General features: G+C 72.7%; 20 protein-coding genes. 16 read left to right on the forward strand and 4 right to left on the reverse strand.

Annotated elements, in window-relative coordinates; all coding sequences use genetic code 11:
- Positions 1–136 precede the first annotated feature (136 nt).
- From ACZ4N4_RS44150 to ACZ4N4_RS44180, 7 genes are all read left to right on the forward strand, one after another.
- On the forward strand, positions 137–1120 hold the full coding sequence (locus tag ACZ4N4_RS44150; protein WP_467599927.1) for a Vgb family protein: 984 nt from the start codon (positions 137–139) through the stop codon (positions 1118–1120).
- Between the two features lie 75 nt (positions 1121–1195).
- Positions 1196–1375, forward strand: coding sequence for a hypothetical protein (locus ACZ4N4_RS44155; protein WP_467599929.1), 180 nt, complete (start codon positions 1196–1198; stop codon positions 1373–1375).
- 285 nt (positions 1376–1660) lie between these two features.
- Positions 1661–2128 (forward strand): hypothetical protein, encoded by a 468-nt coding sequence (locus tag ACZ4N4_RS44160; RefSeq protein ID WP_467599932.1) that lies wholly within the window; start codon positions 1661–1663, stop codon positions 2126–2128.
- Positions 2129–2155: 27 nt separating this feature from the next.
- Positions 2156–3022 (forward strand): fructosamine kinase family protein, encoded by an 867-nt coding sequence (locus tag ACZ4N4_RS44165; protein WP_467600094.1) that lies wholly within the window; start codon positions 2156–2158, stop codon positions 3020–3022.
- A 176-nt stretch (positions 3023–3198) separates the two neighbouring features.
- Complete coding sequence (gene tgmA, locus ACZ4N4_RS44170) at positions 3199–3390, forward strand: putative ATP-grasp-modified RiPP (protein ID WP_450761317.1); 192 nt, start codon at positions 3199–3201, stop codon at positions 3388–3390.
- Positions 3391–3404: 14 nt separating this feature from the next.
- Positions 3405–4388: an ATP-grasp ribosomal peptide maturase gene (gene tgmB, locus ACZ4N4_RS44175; protein WP_453578618.1), complete on the forward strand. Its 984-nt coding sequence runs from the start codon at positions 3405–3407 to the stop codon at positions 4386–4388.
- A gap of 47 nt (positions 4389–4435) precedes the next feature.
- The gene (locus ACZ4N4_RS44180; protein WP_467599936.1) at positions 4436–5323 is read left to right on the forward strand and encodes a Gfo/Idh/MocA family protein; all 888 of its coding nucleotides are present in this window, start codon (positions 4436–4438) and stop codon (positions 5321–5323) included.
- 112 nt (positions 5324–5435) lie between these two features.
- Here ACZ4N4_RS44180 and ACZ4N4_RS44185 read toward each other — a convergent pair whose 3' ends face one another.
- Positions 5436–6344, reverse strand: a complete 909-nt coding sequence (locus ACZ4N4_RS44185; protein WP_467599939.1) for a GNAT family N-acetyltransferase — start codon at positions 6342–6344, stop codon at positions 5436–5438.
- Positions 6345–6589: 245 nt separating this feature from the next.
- Between ACZ4N4_RS44185 and ACZ4N4_RS44190 the strand changes: the two genes are divergently transcribed.
- A complete protein-coding gene (locus tag ACZ4N4_RS44190; RefSeq protein ID WP_453578624.1) occupies positions 6590–7687 on the forward strand; it encodes a PP2C family protein-serine/threonine phosphatase in 1098 nt (365 codons plus the stop codon).
- Positions 7688–7708: 21 nt separating this feature from the next.
- Here ACZ4N4_RS44190 and ACZ4N4_RS44195 read toward each other — a convergent pair whose 3' ends face one another.
- Complete coding sequence (locus ACZ4N4_RS44195) at positions 7709–8149, reverse strand: Lrp/AsnC family transcriptional regulator (RefSeq protein WP_453578626.1); 441 nt, start codon at positions 8147–8149, stop codon at positions 7709–7711.
- 20 nt (positions 8150–8169) lie between these two features.
- On the reverse strand, positions 8170–9519 hold the full coding sequence (locus ACZ4N4_RS44200; protein WP_467599942.1) for a transaminase: 1350 nt from the start codon (positions 9517–9519) through the stop codon (positions 8170–8172).
- A gap of 343 nt (positions 9520–9862) precedes the next feature.
- Here ACZ4N4_RS44200 and ACZ4N4_RS44205 point away from each other — a divergent pair, with 343 nt between their 5' ends.
- On the forward strand, positions 9863–10330 hold the full coding sequence (locus tag ACZ4N4_RS44205) for a hypothetical protein (RefSeq protein WP_450761331.1): 468 nt from the start codon (positions 9863–9865) through the stop codon (positions 10328–10330).
- 5 nt (positions 10331–10335) lie between these two features.
- On the opposite strand, the gene ACZ4N4_RS44210 is transcribed toward ACZ4N4_RS44205, so the two are convergent.
- Positions 10336–10509 carry a hypothetical protein gene (locus ACZ4N4_RS44210; protein ID WP_453578630.1) on the reverse strand — a complete coding sequence of 58 codons (174 nt, stop codon included), beginning with the start codon at positions 10507–10509 and terminating at the stop codon, positions 10336–10338.
- 234 nt (positions 10510–10743) lie between these two features.
- Here ACZ4N4_RS44210 and ACZ4N4_RS44215 point away from each other — a divergent pair, with 234 nt between their 5' ends.
- The 7 genes from ACZ4N4_RS44215 (at position 10744) to ACZ4N4_RS44245 (ending at position 17563) form a co-directional block, all read left to right on the forward strand.
- Positions 10744–11997, forward strand: a complete 1254-nt coding sequence (locus tag ACZ4N4_RS44215; RefSeq protein ID WP_467599945.1) for a serine hydrolase domain-containing protein — start codon at positions 10744–10746, stop codon at positions 11995–11997.
- 214 nt (positions 11998–12211) lie between these two features.
- Positions 12212–13738 (forward strand): ATP-binding protein, encoded by a 1527-nt coding sequence (locus ACZ4N4_RS44220; RefSeq protein WP_467599947.1) that lies wholly within the window; start codon positions 12212–12214, stop codon positions 13736–13738.
- Positions 13735–14157: a roadblock/LC7 domain-containing protein gene (locus tag ACZ4N4_RS44225; protein WP_360494230.1), complete on the forward strand. Its 423-nt coding sequence runs from the start codon at positions 13735–13737 to the stop codon at positions 14155–14157. The genes ACZ4N4_RS44220 and ACZ4N4_RS44225 overlap by 4 nt, the downstream gene beginning before the upstream one ends.
- Positions 14154–14516: a DUF742 domain-containing protein gene (locus tag ACZ4N4_RS44230; RefSeq protein ID WP_467599950.1), complete on the forward strand. Its 363-nt coding sequence runs from the start codon at positions 14154–14156 to the stop codon at positions 14514–14516. Before ACZ4N4_RS44225 ends, ACZ4N4_RS44230 begins: the two co-directional genes overlap by 4 nt.
- Positions 14488–15111 carry a GTP-binding protein gene (locus tag ACZ4N4_RS44235; RefSeq protein WP_467599953.1) on the forward strand — a complete coding sequence of 208 codons (624 nt, stop codon included), beginning with the start codon at positions 14488–14490 and terminating at the stop codon, positions 15109–15111. Before ACZ4N4_RS44230 ends, ACZ4N4_RS44235 begins: the two co-directional genes overlap by 29 nt.
- A complete protein-coding gene (locus tag ACZ4N4_RS44240) occupies positions 15108–16334 on the forward strand; it encodes a cytochrome P450 family protein (protein WP_467599956.1) in 1227 nt (408 codons plus the stop codon). The genes ACZ4N4_RS44235 and ACZ4N4_RS44240 overlap by 4 nt, the downstream gene beginning before the upstream one ends.
- Complete coding sequence (locus ACZ4N4_RS44245; RefSeq protein WP_467599959.1) at positions 16331–17563, forward strand: cytochrome P450 family protein; 1233 nt, start codon at positions 16331–16333, stop codon at positions 17561–17563. Before ACZ4N4_RS44240 ends, ACZ4N4_RS44245 begins: the two co-directional genes overlap by 4 nt.
- Positions 17564–17656: the final 93 nt, after the last annotated feature.

Consider the following 17656-nt stretch of genomic DNA (forward strand, 5'->3'; position numbering starts at 1 on the left):
GTGCGGAGCTCCACGGCGGGGAACGGGCCGGTGAGGTCAACGGCACCTCCCCCGTCCGGACCGGTCGGGTCGTACGGCGGTGCGGCCGCGTCTAGCCTCGACCTGACAGCCCGTCCGCCGAGGACCAGGACCCCGTATGCCCCGCCGACTCCCCCGACGCGTGCTCGCTCTCCTGCTCGGCGCCCTGACCGGCGTGACCGCCGTCGCGGCGCCCGCCCGCGCCGCAGGCGGCGGTGGTGGTGTGACGGAGTATCCGATCACCACCACCGCCGACAGCCTGCCCGCCGGGATCGCCGCCGGGCCGGACGGGGCGCTGTGGTTCACCCAGTCCGGAGCCGCCCGGATCGGGCGCATCGCGGCGGACGGCACCGTCACCGACCGCCGCACCCCCACCCCGGGGAGCGCGCCCTTCGCCATCACCCCGGGGCCGGACCACGCCCTCTGGTTCACCGAGCAGGCGGCCGGACGGATCGGACGGATCACCACCTCGGGCACCGTCACCGAGTTCGCCCTGCCCCGGGCCGCCGGCGCACCCGCCGGCATCACCCGCGGGCCCGACGGCGCCCTGTGGTTCACCGAACCGGGGACCAACCGGATCGGCCGGATCACGACCGCGGGCAGGATCAGCGAGTACCGGGTGCCCACGGCCGCCGCCCTCCCGTACGGCATCGCCGCCGGTACCGGTGGTGCCCTCTGGTTCACCGAACTGGCCGGCGGCAGCATCGGGCGGATCGAGACCACCGGCCGGATCACCGAGTTCCCGCTGCCCAGCCGCGCCGACTTCCCCGAGGACATCGTCGCCGGAGCCGGCGGGATGTGGTTCACCGCCTCCGGGTCGGACTCCGTCGACCGGATCGACGGCACCGGCCGGGTCACCCGGTACCCGCTGCCCGGAGCGGACGGCGACCCCGGCGGGATCGCCGCGGGGCCGGACGGCCGGGTGTGGTTCACCGACCGGTCCGGCCGCATCGGCCGGGTGTCGGCGGACGGCGGGATCACCGTCGTACCGGTGCCTGCCGGTCCCGACAAGTCGCCCTTCCGGCTGACGGCCGGCCCGGACGGCACGGTGTGGTTCACCGAACTGCTGGGCAACGCGATCGGCCGGGTCGAGCCGGCTTGAGAGAGGCCCGGCCGAGGCGGAGCCCGGTCGGAACGGCGCCCGTTCGGAAACTGGCGGGGCACGCCCGGTGCCGAGGTGTCCCTGGGGGAGAACCGGTCGTCGCGCAGCACCTGGCGGCACAGCCGGTACGACGACACCAGCCAGGCCTCGTCGCCGGCGATCGTGCGCACCCGCCGTACCGGGGCGGTGGCAAGCAGGTCCCCGACCTCGTCCGGCACCCGGGTGCCGTCCCAGGAGAACGGGAAGGTGGGCTGAACCTCGAAGACGTCGGCCATCAGCACGGATGCTGTGGGCAAGGGGGATACCCTCCGCCGCGCGCTAGTCCCGGTGGGGCCCAGTGCCCCTGGTGTGGCGACGCGACGGCCCTCACGCCAGCCGTACCCGTCCGACACGGGTGGTTACCGCCTGGGTTTGGCCGGAACCTGTCGTAGCAATGGGGGAAGTCCCGTGGAAATGCACGTGCTTTCCGGCCGCGGAGATGGGATTCTCCTCTACGGTCCGATGAGTACCGCAGGGGGAGGTATCACCACAGTGAACCGTATGCGCACTTCTTTCGGCGTCCTGGCTGCCGCCGGCGTCGTCACCGCTGCCCAACTGGGGCTCGCCACCGGCGCGTCCGCGCAGGCCGGGGCGGCGCGGAGCACCGGCTGCCCGGTCGACATCGTCTATCCGAGCCGCTTCTACGTGAACTCGAGCGGCTGGGTCACCAACGGCGGCCTGTACTTCGCGGTGAAGAACACCAGCGCGAGCAAGAGCTTCAAGAAGGTCACGTTCACCGTGACGGACGTGAAGAACATCCGCTTCGGCAGTGCGACGGCCAAGGGCGGCAAGGTCAGCCACAAGACGTCGAAGACGGTGTCGGTGTACACGACGACACTGAAGAAGAAGACCAGCCTCGGCGTCAAGGTGCAGACGCATCTGCTGAACACCCGTACCTACAAGGTGAAGTTCGCCCTGCACGGCACGGGATGGAACTGCGCCGTCGACCAGGGCACCTGGGGGGCCTGAGCCTCGGCGGCCCCTGGTCCGGTGGCCGTGGTCGACGGCGGCGAAGGTCCTGGCGCGGCGGCCGCCCGGCTCACCGGGCGGCCGGTCTCGGCTGTGCGGGCACGGGCAGGCGGCCTGGCGGAGGTGACGCTCGCCTGCGGGCGGGCGGTGACGGTCAAGCGCGGCGACGGGCCCGGCGCGGTACCCGCCGAGGCGGCCGGGCTGCGCTGGCTGGCCGCCGCCGGCGCGGTCGCGGTACCCGAGGTGCTGGCGCAGGACGAGCGGTGGCTGGTGACCGAGTGGGTCCCCACCGGGCGTCCGGGCCCCGAGGCGGCGACGCGTTTCGGCCGTGCCCTCGCCGCTCTGCACGCCGCCGGGGCCCCGGGCTTCGGGGCGGCACCGCCGGACGGTCCGCGCGACGCCTGGATCGGCCTCGCCCCGATGCGCAACGAGCCGGGCACCGACTGGCCGCGCTGGTACGCCGAGCACCGCGTACTGCCGTATCTGCGGGCGGCGGTGGACCGTGGGACCCTGCGGCCCGGCGAGGCCGCGGTGGTCGAGCGGGTCTGCGAGCGGCTGCCGGAGTTGGCCGGCCCGCCCGAGCCGCCCGCCCGGCTGCACGGAGATCTGTGGAACGGCAATGTCCTGTGGGGTGCCGACGGCACGGTCCGGCTGATCGACCCCGCCGCGCACGGCGGGCACCGCGAGACCGATCTGGCGATGCTCCGCCTCTTCGGCTGCCCGTACCTTGACCTCGTTCTGGAGGGGTACCAGGAAGTTGCCCCCCTCGCCGCCGGCTGGGCGGAGCGCGTGGCGGTGCATCAACTGTTCCCGCTGCTGGTGCATACCGCGCTCTTCGGACGGGGCTACGCCGAACAGACCCTGGAGACATCCCGGACCATCGCGGGCATCTGACGCCGTCACATGCCGGACGGCCATGTGAAATCGGCCACGGGCGGGAACGATTCGCCGCTGATTTCCGGCTGGTTCCTTAACAAGCCCTTAATTAGGACTGAGATTACGCAGAGTAAGGAAACCAACCACGCGTTCGAATCGTATAAGTGCATGGAAGAACGAAACAGGGAGAGACCATGCAACCGTTCGCGCTCAACTACGCACGCCCCGCAGTGCAGTTGGACGTCATCACTCCGTACGCGTATGACTCCGGACTGCAGTTGAACGTTCTCCTCGATGGCCGGATCGCAGCCACCGATCACGCAACGCTCAGAGCCCTGGGGACCACGACCTCAACCGCGGGCTCCAAGACGCACTTCGACGACTGAGCGCGGCCCCGACGATGACTGTGCTCATCCTGACCAGTGACGAGGACGTGACGGCGGACATGGTGGTCCTCCGGCTGCACGAGGCCGGAGTGCCCGTCGTCCGCCTCGATCCTGCCGATCTGACCAGCGGTGTGGCCCTGTCGGGCGAGTTCGTGCAGGGCGCCAGCCGCGGACATCTGTCCGTGAACGGGCGCCTGGTGAGCATGAACGGCCTCCGCTCCATCTGGGTGCGCAGGCCGGGAGTGGCGGCCGCCCGTGCCCCCCAGCCGTCCACCTGGCTGACCGAGGAGTCCGAACAGGCGTTGTACGGCATGCTGCGCGGGACCGACGCGCGCTGGATGAACCATCCGGACGCGGCCCGCCGGGCCCGCCACAAGCCGTGGCAGCTGCGGCTGGCGCAGCGCAGCGGGCTCGCCGTGCCCGCGACGCTGATCACCACGTTCCCGCAGGCGGCCAGGGAGTTCGCGGAACGTTTCCCGGACCTGGTGGTGAAGCCGGTGTCGGGCGCGCATCCGCAGGAGCCGCCGCGGGCCGTGCCGACCAGCCGGGTGGCGCCCGACGCCGACTTCTCGGCGGTGGCCTTCGGGCCGACGTTGTTGCAGCGACGGGTGGCCAAGCGGGCGGACATCCGGCTGACGGTGGTCGGCGAGCGGCTGCTGGCCGCCCGTAAGCCGGTGAGCCCGGACGCGCAACCCGACGACGTGGACGTCCGGTTCGCCCCGTCCGTCTCTCCCTGGCTGGCGGCGGAGGTGCCGCCCCGAGTCGCCGAGACCGTTCACACGTATATGAAGGACGCCGAGCTGGCCTACGGTGCCTTCGACTTCGCGGAGGACGCCGACGGCATCTGGTGGTTCCTGGAGTGCAACCAGTCGGGCCAGTTCGGCTTCGTCGAGATGGACACCGGTCAGCCGATCGCCGAGACCATCGCCGGCTGGCTGGCGCACGGCACGGAGCAGTACCGGCCCTACGTCGACGGCGGGCGAAGCACGACGCCTTGACGGTCTGGGCGAGGGTGTGGCGCCGGGCACGGAGAAAGGAACGGGAGATGCGCATCGGACTGCTGGGGACGGGCCCCTGGGCACGGGCGGCCTACGCCCCCGCGCTGGCGGGGCACGGATCGCTGGACTTCGCGGGGGTGTGGGGCCGCCGCCCGGAGGCCGCGGTGGAGCTGGCCGGGGAGTACGGGGTCCGGGCGTACGACGACGTGGACGCGCTGTTCGCCGACGTCGACGCGGTGGCCGTGGCGCTGCCGCCGGCCGTGCAGGCGGAACTGGCGGTGCGGGCCGCGGCGGCGGGCCGGCATCTGCTGCTGGACAAGCCCCTCGCGCTCGGCGTCGCCGAGGGGCGGGCGGTGGTGGAGGCGGCCGAGCGCGCCGGGGTCGCCTCGGTGGTCTTCTTCACCACCCGCTTCCAGAGCGAACCGGAGGCGTGGATCGCAGAACAGGCCGGCACGGCGGGCTGGTTCACGGCGCGGGCGCAGTGGCTGGGGTCGGTGTTCACCGACGGGAGCCCGTTCGCGGCGTCGCCGTGGCGGCGGGAGAAAGGCGCGCTGTGGGACGTGGGCCCGCACGCCCTGTCGGTGCTGCTGCCGGTCCTGGGCGACGTACGGCGGGTGGCGGCCGCCGTGCACGGCCCCGCGGACACCGTGCATCTCGTCCTCGACCACGCCACGGGGGCGTCGAGCACGGTGACCCTGAGCCTGACGGCTCCCCCGGCGGCGGCGGGGGCCGATGTGGAGCTGCGGGGCGCGGCGGGGGTGACGCTGCTGCCGAGGAGTGCGCAAGGAGCGGTCCCCGCCCTGTCCCGGGCCGCCGACGCCCTGGTCACCGCCGCCCGCACAGGCCACCCGCACCCCTGCGACGCCGCCTTCGCCCTGCGGGTCACCGAGATCCTCACGGAGACGGAGACCCTGCTGGGCAAGGACATCGACTAGCGGTACGCCACGCTCCGCCTCGACCGGACCCGGTCCCCCCGACGGGCGACAGGAACCTCAGAAGGAACCGGGGGACCGGGCCGGACGGCGAGAGCACCGCGTGGTCGGCCGGTCACCCGGCGCTGACCGTGGCCGAGGCCCAGAAGTTCACCCGCTCCCGGACGACCGGGTAGCCCGCCTTGGCGAAGTGCGCGGCCATCGGGAAGTTGCCCTGGTCGGTGGCGGCGCCGATGGCCTCCGCGCCCTGCTCGACGAGGAAGCGGGTGCACTCGACGAGCAGGTCGTAGGCGTAGCCGTGCCCGCGCTGTCCGGGCAGGACGCCGATGAACCCGATGCACGGCCCGGACGGATTGCGGGCCGGGATGTGGATGCCGACCGGCTCCCCGTCGGGTGTGCGGGCCACCTGCCACCACTCGCGGGGCGAGGGGAACCAGTGGAAGATCTCCAGGTCCTCCTGGGCCGCCAGTTCCACTCCCCCCTTCGCGACGGCCCGGCGGGCGTGGGCGTCGAGGGTCGCGGAGCTGATGCCGCGCAGAATGGTGAGGAAGACCGAGTCGTCGGGTTCGGGGGTGAAGACGAGACGGCCGGGCCGCTCGGGCAGGCCGCACTCGGGGGTCCAGCGGTAGTTGTAGCGCTCCACCAGCAGTTCGTAGCCCGCCTTGCGGGCGGCGCTGAAGCGGGTCTCGGCGGCTGTGCGCAGTGCGGGGACGTCACGCCAGCCGGCCGGCAGGTCGAGCTCCAGTTCGTCGGCCTGCCAGGGCGCGCTGCGCAGCAGCTCCGCGCCGGCCTCCTCCTCGCCCTCGGCCACGTCGAACCAGTTGACCAGAAGCGGCGCGGTGTCCTCCGGACCGCCCCACCAGGCGGCGCGGGCGACCACCCGGCCGTCGCGCAGCGCGACCCGCTTCCAGTCGGGGCGGTAGCGGGTGCGCCGGTGCGTCTCGCGCAGGCGCAGGGGGTCGGGCAGGGCGTCGAAGAGGGTGGCGGTGCTGTCGTCGAGCGTACGGATGACCGGATCGGTCACGGATTCCTCCGGGATGTGTGCTGCGAGGAGCGCTCCCGGGTCAGCTCTGACCTGTCACGCCCGGACGTCGGGGAGGGAGCGCGGGATGGGTGTGATGAACATCGCACTCGCCTCCTTCCGTCCGGTCTTGGCCGTGCGGCTCACACAGTAGGGCCACCGGTCAGGGCTCGTCCACGGAATTCTCCACCGCGGCATGTGAAGATCCCTGCGCGACCGGTGTCGGGGCACGGGCGTAGCTTAGGGATGTGAGTTGGGTGCGCGGCTGGTCGTCGCGTGACTACCGGGACGGGCGTGGCTGGTTGCAGGGTGCACCGCCGCCGCGCTGGGTGCGGGTGCTGCCCGTGCTGCTGCTCGCGGTCGTGACCGCGGCGACGCTGATCAGCCCCGACGGACACGATTTCGGCTTCCTGCTCGGGGCCATCCCGCCGCTCGCCGTGCTGTCGTACGGCCCGCTGGCGACCGCCGTGCTCAGCTGCCTGGTCGTGGTCCTGCTGAACGTGCCGGCCACCCATCTGAACCATCCCGGCGACACCGACCTGCTCACGGTCACGTTCGTCGCGCTGCTGAGCGTGTTCGTGTCCTATGTGCGCAGTCACCGGGACGCCCAGCTGGTCACCGAGCGGGCGGTGGGCGAGGCGGTGCAGCGGGCCGTGCTGCCGCCACTGCCGGAGCGGGTCGGCGCGGTGGGGTGCACCGGGCTGTACCGGGCCGCACAGCACGGCACGCTGGTCGGCGGGGACTTCTTCGACGTGCGGGACGGGCCCTTCGGCGTGCGGGCGGTGATGGGGGACGTACGCGGGCACGGGCTGGCCGCCGTCTCCACCGTGGTGTCGCTGCTCGGCGCGTTCCGGGAGGCGGTCCTCGACCAGCCGGACCTGGAGTCGGTGGCGGCGCGGATGGACCGCCGGCTGTCGGTGGACTCGGCCGACGTACCGCACGCGGAGCTGTTCGCGACGGCGCTGCTGCTGGAGTTCTCCGCCGACCTGCGGTCGGTTCGGGTGGTGGCCTGCGGTCATCCGGCGCCGGTGCTGTTGCGCGACGGCCTGGCCCAGGAGCTCGCCGTCGCGCCGGGGGCGCCGGTGGGGCTCGCTCTCGCGGGGGTGGAACCGCCGAAGGAGGTCACGGTCGAGCTGGGACCCGGCGACCGGCTGTTCGTCGCCTCGGACGGGGTCTGGGAGGCGCGTGACCGGGCCGGGCGCTTCTACCCGCTCCCGGAGCGGCTGGCCGCCTTCGCCGGTGCGGAGGCGGCCGAGCTCACCGAGCTGGTGTGGGCCGACCTGGCCAAGCGCAGCGAGGTGCGGGACGACGCCACCATGCTCGTCCTGGCGCCCGACATCACCTGAGGTCCCCGCCCACGTCCCGGCTCAGCCCACGTCCCACAGGAAGCGGTGGGTGTGGATCGCGAAGTACGGGAACGAACGGACCTCCCGCACGCCCTCGATCGGCCGGACCACGTCGTTGACGAAGTCGAGCAGGTCCTTCGGGCCGGGGGTGACCACCTCGGCGAGCAGGTCGAAACCGCCCGAGGTGAACACCGAGTACACCACCTCGGAGTGTGCGGCGAGGGCGTCGGCGACGGCCCGGGGGTCGCCGTCCACGCCGATGCCGAGCAGCGCCATCGCCTGGCCGCCCATGGCCATCGGATCGGTGACGCCGACGACCTGTACGGCCCGGGAGTCCAGCAGGCGCTGCAGCCGCTGCCGGGCCGCGGAGGCGGACAGACCGACCCGGGGGCCGAGGTCGGCGTAGGCGATCCGGCCGTCGGTCTGCAGTTCGCGCAGGATGGCCCGGTCGATGTCGTCCATGTGCACGTGGGCTCCCTTCCTCAGCCGACGAGTTCGAGGAGGGCGGCGCCGAACACCGCGGTGTGGGTGTCGACGTCCTGCTCGGTGGTGTCGGGGCACATCAGGGCCATGTTGTGGAACGGGGTCAGGAGGATGCCCCGGTTGGCGAGATAGAGGTGCAGGAAGTCCTCCAGCTCGGGGTCGGCGGCGGCCGCGGACTCGGTACCGGTGCGCGGGGCCGGGGCGGCGAAGCGGTACTCGGTGCGGGCCCCGAGCCGGCTGACCGACCAGGGCAGGCCGTGCGCCTGGACGGCCTGCCGGACGCCGGTCTCGAAGCGGGCGGAGAGCCGCGCCATACGGTCGAACGCCTCGTCGGTGAGGACCTGCTCCAGGGTGGCCCGGGTGGCGGCGACCGAGAGCGCGTTGCCGGCGAGGGTGCCGCCGACCCCGCCCATGTCGACCAGGTCCAGGTCGGCACGGGCCAGCAGGCGGTCGGCGAGGTCGGCGGAGAGTCCGTAGGCGCCGGCCGGGATGCCGCCGCCGATGGCCTTGCCGATGGTCAGCAGGTCCGGCTCCAGGTCCCAGGCGGCCGTGCAGCCGCCGGGGCCCGCGGAGAAGGTGTGCGTCTCGTCGTTGATCAGCAGCGTGCCGTACTGCCTGGTCAGGGCGCGCACGCCGGCCAGGTAGCCGGGTTCCGGCAGGACGATGCCGATGTTGGTGAGCGCGGGTTCCATGAGTACGGCGGCCACATCGCCGTGGGCGAGTTCGCGCTCCAGCTGCGCCAGGTCGTTGAACTCGGCGACCCGGCTGGTCAGGGTGACGTCGCAGGGCGCGCCGACGTTTCCGGGGCGGGGCGCGCCCTGACCGTCGGGGCCCACCACGATGAGGGACTCGTCGACGCTGCCGTGGTAGCTGTAGCTGTTCACCAGGATCTTCGGGCGGCCGGTGACGGCCCGGGCGAGCCGGATCGCCCACCGGTTGGCGTCGGTCGCGGTGAGCGAGAAGCTCCAGCGGGCCAGCCCGAAGCGGCGGGTCAGCTCCGCGCCCACCCACTCCGCGTCCTCCGTCGGGAGCATGGCGGTGGCCCCGCCCAGCTCGGCGAACCTCCGGTGCACGGCCTCTGTCACGACGGCCGGCGAGTGACCGGCCATCGCGCCGGTGTCGCCGAGGCAGAAGTCGATGTACGTGTGCCCGTCCACGTCGGTGACCCGGGCGCCGCGCGCGGTCGCCAGGTAGCGCGGGAACGCGCCGGCGGTCTTGTTCATCCAGGTCATCGGGACCCGGCCGAAGAGATGGCCGGCGTCCGCATATGCCGCCCGGGAGCGGGGATTTCGCCGCTCGGCCTCGGCGCTCTCCCGGGCCAGCAGGGCGTGCAGTCGGGTGCGGTCCATGGAATACCCCTGGTCGAGAGCGACGGCGACGGAATGCCGGGAGCCTACGACTGATACCGGCGTCTCATCAAGAGCTGGCGCTTGGATCGATTGCCATGACGATCGATTCGAGCGTCGATCGACCCGGGCGGCGTCCGGGAGGCGCCCGTCGCACCGATCAACAAGCGAACCGGTACTCCGTGTTCGAACATTCGCCCCAAAACGCCAGGGTTCGCCACCCCTTCCGCCACGTAGAAATATCTACCAGCATGCATATGCCGGGTTGGCGTGCGAGCGCCGAGTGCCCGGCGTCGGTCGTTCCCTGCGCCCGAAACAGGTGAGCGGTGATCCCCCGGAGCAGTGCATGACGAACGCGATGTGGATGCAGGGTGTGGAATGGCTCGCGGCGGCCTCGGCGGACCCCCGGGCGTGCAAATGGGAGTGGGACCACGGGGAGGGCGTCGCACTGCTGGAGGCGGGCCGCTACTGGGACGTGCTGAGCGTCCCGGACCGGCTCGGCCTGCTCACACTGGACCTGCTGTGGCGGCCGTCCCTGCCGGTGCCCGGGCCGACCCTGGCGGACAGCGCGGCGGGCCGGATCGGTTTCTTCCTGCCGCCCGATCCGTCCGGCGGCTGGATCGGCTCGGGTCTTCGCTACGCGACCAAGGGCGCGTGGGTCGCCGTACCACCGCCGTACCGGCCCGCGCGGTATCTGGAGTGGCTGGTGCCGCCGGACGGCAGCGGCGCGCTGCATGTGCCGGGCACGCTGGAGCCGGCGCTGCAGGAGGCCAACGGCGCGCTGGCGGTGCTGGCCCCGATGTACGGGGAGTAGCGCAGTCAGCGGCGGGGCGGCGGGACGAACACGACGGCGCGCCGGCTCTCGGCTTCGGCCGGCAGAGTGCGGCCCTGGTCCCGCCACTCCCGCAGGAGCTGGGCGTAGATCGGCTCGCGGGAACGGAGGGCGTGCGGCTCCCGGACCGGGCGCCAGGGCGTGGGGGAGGATCCGTCCATAACCGGATCAACGCCCGGAACGCGCCGGTGGTACGCGCCGTCCGACGCGCTCACCGGGTCGGGTGAGAACACCCCCCGATCGGACCCGGCCGCCGGTCCTACAAGCATTCCGGCGGGCGTTCTCGCGACCTCCGGCCGGCAGGCGCCGTCGGGTGCGCGCTCGTATCCTGTGGAGTCAGGGTTCTGACGTCCGACCCCACCGCACGTTCCTTCTCACGTGCTTGGAGTCAGCCCATGTCGCACAAGTCCGCCATGCTGCGCGGCGGGGCCGCGATCGCCGTCGTACTGGGAACGCTGACGGTGCCGCTAGCCGGAGGGGCGGCCGTTTCCGTACCCGCCGTGTCCGCCGCGCCGTCGCCCACCCCGTCACCGTCGCCCACGGGCCGTCCGGACGTCCGTGACATGACCCAGGCCGTGGCCCGCCAACTCGACGCGGCCGTGCGGAAGGTCATGCGCGAGGCGAACGTGCCCGGTGTGACCGTCGGCGTCTGGACACCCGGCCGGCCCGACTACGTTCGCTCGTTCGGGGTCGCGAACAGGGAGACCGGGCAGAAGATGTCGTCCGACCTGTACACGCGGATCGGTAGCGAGACCAAGATGTTCACCGTGACGGCCCTGCTGCAACTGGTCGACCAGGGCAAGGTGAGCCTGGACGACCCCGTCGGCGAGTATCTCGACGGGGTGCCGAACGGCGACCGGATCACCCTGCGGGACCTGGCCGGGATGCGCAGCGGGCTGTTCAACTACTCCGAGGACGACGGCTTCTTCAAGGCGCTGACCTCTGATCCGCAACGCCCCTTCACCCCGCAGGAACTGCTCGCCTACTCCTTCAAGCACCCGGTCATGTTCCAGCCGGGGCAGAAGTTCTCCTACTCGAACACCAACCTGATCCTGCTCGGCCTGCTCGTCGAGAAGGAGAGCGGGCAGCGGCTCGGCGACTACCTCCGGGAGCACGTCCTCGCTCCGGCGGGCATGAGCCACACGGTGTTCCCGACCGGGAACGAGTTCCCCACCCCGCACGCGCAGGGCTACACCGACCAGACGGCGACCGGAAAGGTCGAGGAGACCGCCGGCTGGGACCCCTCCTGGGCCTGGGCGGCCGGCGCGATGATCTCCGACCTGGACGACCTGCACACCTGGGCGCGTACGGCGGCCACCGGGGTCTTCCCCGACGGCACGACCATGGTCGGCCCGGCCGTCCAGAAGCAGCGGCTGACGACCCCGTCGACGGGGATCCCGGGCGCCGGGTACGGCCTCGGCATCTTCGACGTCCAGGGCTGGATCGGGCACAACGGCTCACTGCCGGGCTACGAGGCCCTGACCGTCTATCTGCCGTCGACGCGGACGACCGTCGTCGTCCTGCTGAACACGGACATCAGCTACCGGGGGGACATCGAGCCCAGCACCCTGTTCGGCCAGGCGATCACCCGGGTCATCTCGCCCGCCCACGTCTTCGACCTGCCGGCGCCGGCTGCCGCCACCCGCTGACGCACGAACCGCACGGGACCCAACTCGCCTACTGCATACGGCATTTCCGACAGTTGACACAGAAGCGAACACGCGCCGAGCAGATTCGAAGCGATGTAACGATTCACCGTGCGGGGCCGGTCGATGACGGTGTGTACTGTGCTGCGAGCGCCACATGGGAGGGCCCTGGGCTCCCCGTGCCCACTGCTGCCCTACTCCCCTGGAAACCGATTCCATGATCGCATTGCCGGAACTGGTGGCCGGTGGTCTCGCCGCCGGAACGCTCTTCGCGCTCGCGCTCGGCGGCAGCCTGCTGCGGACCCGGCGGCAGAAGGCGGCGCTGCGGGCCGAGGTGACGGAGTTGCGCGCCCGACTGGCAGGCGCCGAGGGCACGTTCGTCACCGAGGTCGAGCATCTGGCCGCCCGCCGGATGCCCGCGGCCGCCGCGCAGCTCACGCATCCGCACCTCAAGGTGCCGGGCCCGGCCGGGCAGCAGCTTCCCGGGACCCCCACGGGGATCGCCCTGGAGTACGTACTCACCGCGCTGCGCGAGGAGTTGACCGCGCAGCGCATGCGCATCGACGCGGCCGCACAGGCCGGCCTGCGGGGCGCCACCCGGGAGATCCAGGCCGCCCTGTACCGCCTGCAGGACGCGCTGCGCGGACTCCAGCAGCGCTACGACGAACCGGAGTTGGCGCAGACGCTGTTCGCGCTGGACCACGAGAACGAGCAGTCACTGCGGCGCGCGCAGGTGGCCGCGGTGGTGTGCGGGGCCTGGGTGGGGCTGGCCCGCGAGGAGTCCCACGTGGTGGACGCCGTCACCGGCGGCCAGGCCCGGCTCGCCGGCTACCACCGGGTCAAGGTCCACAACCATCTGGAGCCGGGCACCGCCCTGGTGTCCCACGCCGTCGAGCCGGTCGCCATCATCGTCGCCGAACTCCTCGACAACGCGCTGCGCCACTCGGCGCCGGACACCGACGTCGTCGTCAATCTGGAGCACGTCCACCACGGGGTGTGCGTCACGGTCGACGACGCCGGCCTCGGCATGACACAGGACGAACGGGCCCGCGCCCAGCGGCTGGTGGCCGGCAGCGAGCCGATCCTGCTGACCGACCTCGGCGATCCGCCACGCATGGGCCTGGCCGCGGTCGGCCAGCTCACCCGCCAGTTCGACCTGAACGTCGACGTCTCCACCCCTTCGCCGTACGGCGGGGTGCGCGCGGTGCTGCGGGTCGACAGCCATCTGCTCGGCCGGATCGACCCGGACGTACGGCCGCCGTCGGCCAGCGCGCCGCGCTCGACGCGCGAGCGCACGGTGGTACGCCGGGAACCGGCCCATGAACCGGCGGTGCGCGAACCGGCGGCCCATGAACCAGCGGTGCGCGAAACGCCGTCGGTGCGGGCGGTCGTGGACGGAGCGCCGTCGGCTGAGCCCTCGGCTCCCCCGACCCCCGCACCCGCACCCGCACCCGCACCCGCACCCGCGACACCGACACCGACACCGACCGTCCCCGGAGCCGAGCACGAACGCGCCGCCGGCCACCAGGAGCCCGGTGACCTGGGCGGTCTGCCGCAGCGGCGCCGTCGTACCCGTCCCGACGCCCCCGGAGCACCGCGGCAGCAGCCGGGCACCCGGCGGCCCGAGGAGGCGGCCGCCGCGCTCGCGGCCCTGCAGTACGGCACCGCAGCGGCGCGAACCCCCAAGCGGGCCGGCGCGCCCGATCCCCAACGGACCGACGACGAAGGAGGAGCGGCCAGATGACCAGCCGCGATGCGGGCGAGACGGCATGGGTACTGGATCCGATCCTGCAGGTACCGCACGTACTGGCCGCCGTCCTGCTCACCCGGGACGGCCTCGCGACGGGGTACACCGACGCCCTGTCCCAGGCGACCGCCGAGCGGGTGGCCGCGATCACCAGTACCGTGCAGGGCGCCTGCCGGGCCGCGGCCGCCGCGTTCGCGGACCGGGACCGGGCCGAGGTGCGGCAGGTGGTCGTCGAGTCGGACCACGGGTACGTGCTGATCGTGCCGACCGACCACGGCACCTGCGTGGCGGCCTACGGCGACCCGGAGGTGCGGCTGGACCTGCTGGCGCACCGGGTGCACTCGCAGGTGGCCCGGCTCGGCGAGAAGGCGATGGCGGCGGCGCCCAGAGGCTCCGACGGCGGCGCGCCGGCATGACCGGCCGCCGTGGCGGCCGTCCCCTGGTCCCCGCGTATCTGTCGACCGGCGGGGTGGCCCGGCCCAGCCGTCCGCATCTGGAACGGCTGACGGTGCTCACCCGTGACGGGGCACCCCTGCCGGCCGGTCTGCCCGCCGCCGAACAGGCCCTGCTGGAGCTGCTGTCCGGTGGTGCGCTGACGCTGGTGGAGGCGGCGGCGCTGCTGCGGCTGCCGGTCTCCGCCGTCCGGGTGCTGGCCGCCGACCTCGTCGACCGGGACCTGGTCCAGGCCCGCGCGCCGATCCCGCCCGCCGAACGGTTCGACCCCGACCTGCTGAAGAGAGTGGCCGATGGCCTCCGCGCCCTCAAGCACCGGTGAGCTGCCCCGCACGGGCGGCCCCCATCTCCCCGACACCGCCCGCGACTTGGTGAAGATCCTGGTCACCGGGCCGTTCGGGGTGGGCAAGACGACCCTGATCGACTCGGTGTCGGAGATCCGCCCGCTGCACACCGAGGAGCACCTCACCGAGGCCTCCGTCCATGTCGACGAGCTCGACGGGGTGCGGGAGAAGGAGACGACGACCGTCGCGATCGACTTCGGGCGGATCAGCCTGGCCGGCGGCATCGTGCTCTACCTGTTCGGGACTCCGGGGCAGCAGCGGTTCCGGACGCTGTGGGACGACATCTCCTACGGGGCGCTGGGCGCCCTGGTCCTGGTGGACAGCCGCCGTATCGACGCCTCCTTCGACGTGCTGGGGCTTGTGGAGGAGGCGGGGCTGCCGTACGCGGTCGCCTTCAACGCGTTTCCCGACGCGCCCAGCCACTACACGGGCGAACAGCTGCGCGCCGCCCTGGACCTGGAGCCGGGCACCCCGATGGTGACCTGTGACGCCCGGGGCCCGCACTCCTCGGTCGACGCGCTGCTCGCCCTCGTACAGCATCTGATCGACGACCGGCCGGCGGAGGCCCGATGACCGTGCAGCAGTCCTTCACCGTCTCCGGACCGGTGCGCCTGTGGGAGGACGGCTTCGCCCGGAACCCGCACGGCTACTACGCGGCGCTGCGCGCCCAGGGCCCGGTGGGCTGGGCGGAACTCGCGCCGGGCACGCCGGCGTACGTGATCACCGAGCGGCACGCCGCCCTCGACGTGCTGCGGGACGTGGAGACCTTCTCGCACGACCCGCGGGACTGGGAGGCCACCGTCCCCGAGGACTCCCCGCTGCTCGGCATGATGCGCTGGCGGCCCAACGCCCTGTTCTCCGACGCCGACGCCCACATCCGCTACCGCACCAGCCTCATCGACGTGTTCGACCTGATCGAGCCGCACGATCTGCGCGCGCTCGTGCACCGGGCGGTACGGCTGCTGGTGGACCGTTTCGGGCCGCGCGGCGAGGCCGATCTCGTCACCGACTTCACCCGGCCGCTGATGGCGCTGGTGTTCAACAACCTGTTCGGGCTGCCGGACAGCCAGGGCGACCGGCTCAACGAGGGCCTCCTGAAGATGATGGAGGGCGGCGCGCAGGCGGCCGAGGGCGAGGCGGAGTTCGCCGACTACGTGCTGCGGCTGGTCGCCGCCAAGGTCGCCGAGCGCGGCGAGGACCTGCCGAGCATGCTCCTGGACCATCCGGCCGGGCTGACCCCGGAGGAGGTCACCTGGCAGGTGTTCCTCACCCTCGGCGCGGGATACGAGCCGACCACCAACCTGGTGTCCAACGCGCTGTCCCGGGTCCTCGGCAACCCCCTCTACTACTCCACGCTGACCAGCGGCGCCCGCCCGGTCATGGACGCGGTGATCGAGGTGCTGCACCACGAGACCCCGCTGGCCAACTACGGGATCTACTACACCCGTCGGCCCGTCTCCTTCCACGGGGCGTGGGTCAGGCCGGCGATTCCGGTGGTCGTCTCCTTCGGTGCCGTGGGGCTGTTCGCCGAGCGGGAGGTCACCAGCGGCCGGCGGGCCGGTGACGCCTCGCACCTGTCGTGGGGCGCGGGCCCGCACGCCTGCCCGGTGCGGCACCACGCGCTGCTCATCGCGACCGAGGCGATCGAGCGGCTCACCCTGTGGCTGCCCGACCTCGACCCGGTCCTGCCCCGCGAACGGCTCAGCTGGCGGCCCGGCCCGTTCCACCGCTCGCTGACGTCCCTGCCCGTCCGGTTCAGCCCCCGCTCCCCCGACCAGCCTGGAGAGTCGTCGTGACCGTCACCGACCGCATCGCTCTCGACCCGTTCGGCTCCGACATCCCGGCGGAAAGCGCCCGGTTACGCGCCCTCGGCCCCGTCGTGCCCGTCGAACTGCCCGGCGGCATACCCGCCTGGGCGCCCACCGGCTACGACGTCCTCAAGGAGCTGATCCTCGATCCCCGGGTCAGCAAGGACCCCCGCAAGCACTGGCGGTTGTGGCCGGAGATCGGCGAACACCCCTCCTGGGGCTGGGTGGTCAGCTGGATCGGCGTGGTCAACATGCTCTCCGCCTACGGCCCCGACCACACCCGGCTGCGCAAGCTGGTGGCGCCGAGCTTCACGCACCGGCGCACCGAGGCGATGCTGCCGCGCGTCACGGCCATCGCCGGGGAGCTGCTCGACGCGGTGGCGGCCGCGGGCGCCGACGGCTCGGTGGTGGACCTCCGTGCGGAGCTGGCGCATCCGCTGCCCATGCGGATGATCTGCGAACTGTTCGGGGTGCCCGACGAGATGCGGGCGGACACCGGCGAGCTGATCGCGGCCATCATGGACACCTCCGACCCGACCCCGGAGCACGCCAAGTCGGTGCAGGAGCGCATCGGCACGGTCCTCGGCGGGCTGATCGCGTACAAGGCCGCGCACCCGGGCGACGACATGACCACGGAGCTGATCCGGGTCCGCGACGAGGACGGCGACCGGCTCAGCGACGAGGAACTGCTGTACACGCTGCTGCTGGTGATCGGCGCCGGTTTCGAGACCACGGTCAACCTGATCGGCAACGCGGTGGTGGCGCTGCTGACCAGTCCGGTGCAGCTGGCGGCGGTACGCGCCGGAAAGGTCGGCTGGGACGCGGTGATCGACGAGACGCTGCGGGTGCATCCGTCGATCGCCGCGCTGCCGCTGCGGTTCGCGGTGACCGACCTGAAGGTGGCGGACGTCACCGTTCCGGCCGGGGACGCGATCATCACGACGTACGCGGCGGCGGGCCTGGACCCGGAGCACTACGGAGCGGACGCGGACGTGTTCGACGCGGCGCGCGGCGCCGACGACCATCTCTCGTTCGGACTCGGGGTGCATCGCTGCATCGGCGCGCCGCTGGCCCGGGCGGAGGCACTCGCCGCGTTGCCCGCCCTGTTCGACCGCTTCCCGGGTCTGCGGCTGGCGGTCGGGGCGGAGGAACTGCGGCAGGTGCCGTCGTTCATCGCCTTCGGCTGGCAGGAGATCCCGGTACGGCTCGGGACGTGAGCCCCCGCGCGGATCCGGGGTCGCGGGGGCTGCGACCGGTCCCCCGTTCCGGTCGTGCCCCCGCGGAACGTGAACTTACGTGCGGATCCGGCC

The sequence above is a fragment of the Streptomyces sp. NPDC026538 genome, from assembly GCF_055567535.1.